General features: G+C 66.6%; 3 protein-coding genes. 2 read left to right on the plus strand and 1 reads right to left on the minus strand.

Annotated features, from left to right (window positions below):
- Both EN750_RS40135 and EN750_RS35180 read left to right on the plus strand, forming a co-directional pair.
- Positions 1-348 (plus strand): hypothetical protein (locus EN750_RS40135; RefSeq protein ID WP_210212798.1); only part of this gene is annotated, 348 nt, incomplete at its 5' end.
- 8 nt (positions 349-356) lie between these two features.
- A complete protein-coding gene (locus tag EN750_RS35180; protein WP_127399337.1) occupies positions 357-791 on the plus strand; it encodes a hypothetical protein in 435 nt (144 codons plus the stop codon).
- A gap of 138 nt (positions 792-929) precedes the next feature.
- On the opposite strand, the gene EN750_RS35185 is transcribed toward EN750_RS35180, so the two are convergent.
- A partial coding sequence (locus tag EN750_RS35185; protein WP_145968236.1) for a PQQ-binding-like beta-propeller repeat protein occupies positions 930-1,205 on the minus strand: 276 nt, incomplete at its 5' end.

Raw genomic sequence — 1,205 nt, forward strand, 5'->3', positions numbered from 1 at the left:
CCAGTCGAGCACTCATCGCGGCCGCCGATTGCCTCAGGGCGCATGGCGCCGGCTTTACTGCTCGGGCGCGGCCATGTCATCACTTTTTGGTCATTGGCGATAAATCCTGCTGGCGCTGCCACAATCGTGAGGGAAGGTGGCTATCGACCAGTATCTGGCCGTGTGCCCACACGTCAGACCCAGAAGGAAGCGATGACCATGACCATGCCTTCCCCGATCCTCGCCAGCGCGCTCGTCCTTGCGGCGACCGCCGCTTTGGCCCTGTGCTCGATGGTTCTGAACGCAGGCAGACGATCGTTGATCAGGGTCCGCACTGAGCGGAACCGCAACACGAAAACCCAGGGCTGAGTGACGCCATGAACGTCCAGGATATCGTCAACACCGTCTCGCAGAAGGCGGGCCTCGACCAGGTGACGACGCAGAAAGTCGTCGGCACCATTTTCTCGGTGCTCGAACACGAGGCGGAGGGCACAAGCGCCTCGGCGTTCTTCGCCAAGATCCCCGGCGCCGACGACCTCGCCCATCAATATGACGTCATGGCCGCCGCTCCGGCCGGCGGTGGCGGTTTTCTGTCGTCGCTGCAGGGCGCGCTTGGCGGCGTTCTCGGCGAGAAGGCCGGCGCGCTGATCAACGGCGTCGCCGCACTCAAGGCATCCGGGCTCGACATGGCGCAGATCCAGAAGGCCGGCGCGACGCTGATCCAGCAGGCCGAAGCCGCCGCCGGCCCCGACCTGACCAACAAGGTGCTCGGCTCGGTGCCCAGCCTGAAGGGCCATCTGGGGATTGGCTGATCGACAATCGGGCCGATCGGAAGGTTTGCCGCCCCTCATCGCCCAGTCGGGCACGTTTCCCCGTCACTATGCGGGGGAAAGATACCGGCACAGATGATGGTCGGCGCGACCTCTGAGAGATCGCGCCCCCCTGCGCCCCTACTTCGGCAGCGCGTAGGCCATCACATAGTCCCCAGGCTTGGTGCCGACCGAACCGTGGCCACCGGCGACGATGACCACGAACTGGCGGCCGTCGGCGACCGTATAGGTCATCGGCGTCGATTGCCCGCCGGCCGGCAGCCGCGCCTGCCACAGCTGCTTGCCCGACGTCAGGTCGTAGGCGCGCAGATAGTCGTCGACCGCGGCCCCGAGGAAGGCGACGCCACCGGCGGTGATCATCCGCCCGCCGGTGCCGGGCACGCCCACCCTCAGCGG

Source organism: Mesorhizobium sp. M7A.F.Ca.ET.027.03.2.1 (genome assembly GCF_003999175.1).
Taxonomy (GTDB): Bacteria; Pseudomonadota; Alphaproteobacteria; order Rhizobiales; family Rhizobiaceae; genus Mesorhizobium.

Coding starts and splice junctions, on each gene's coding strand:
- EN750_RS35180 (WP_127399337.1), top strand. CDS start 357: ATGAACGTCCAGGATATCGTCAACACCGTCTCGCAGAAGGCGGGCCTC.